The organism is Rhizobium sp. 18055, from assembly GCF_902706285.1.
GTDB lineage: Bacteria > Pseudomonadota > Alphaproteobacteria > Rhizobiales > Rhizobiaceae > Rhizobium.
In genome coordinates, this window is sequence record NZ_CACSKD010000144.1 from 1 (window position 1) to 544 (window position 544).

Sequence of the window (544 nt, forward strand, 5' to 3'; positions counted from 1 at the left end):
GTCCACCAGCAGCGTGGTGCCGGTGATCGAGCGGTTCTCCAGCGCGAAGCGCACGGCCCCGGCCACGTCCTCGGGCGTGGAGGAGCGGCCCAGCGGGCTTTGGCGGTGCAACTCGCGGAACTTCTCGTCGGACAGCATGTGGCTCGTGAGCGTGAGGCCGGGCGCCACGCCCACCACGCGCACGCGCGGCGCCAGGGCCTGGGCGAGCAGGGTGGTGGCCGATTCGAGCGCGGCCTTGGAGAGCGTGTAGCTCAGGAAATCGGGGTTCGGGTTCCAGAGCTTCTGGTCGAGCAGGTTCACGACCACGCCCTGCGGAGGGCGGGCTTGTGCGCCGCCGCGCGTGGCCAGGTGCGCATGCAGCGCCTGCGCCAGCAGGATCGGCGCGGCGGTGTTGCTGCGCAGGTGCTTCTCGAGGGCCGTGAATCCGAAACTGGCCGCGTCGTCGTGCTCGAAGAGCGACGCGCTGTTGACCACGGCATCCACCGCGCCGAGCGTCTCTGCCACCCGCGGCAGCAGGGCGCGCACGGCGGCTTCGTCGTGGAAG

General features: G+C 71.5%; 1 protein-coding gene. It reads right to left on the bottom strand.

The annotated features are described in order from the left end of the window. A partial coding sequence (locus GVL52_RS31775; RefSeq protein WP_160012694.1) for an SDR family oxidoreductase occupies positions 1 to 544 on the bottom strand: 544 nt, incomplete at both ends.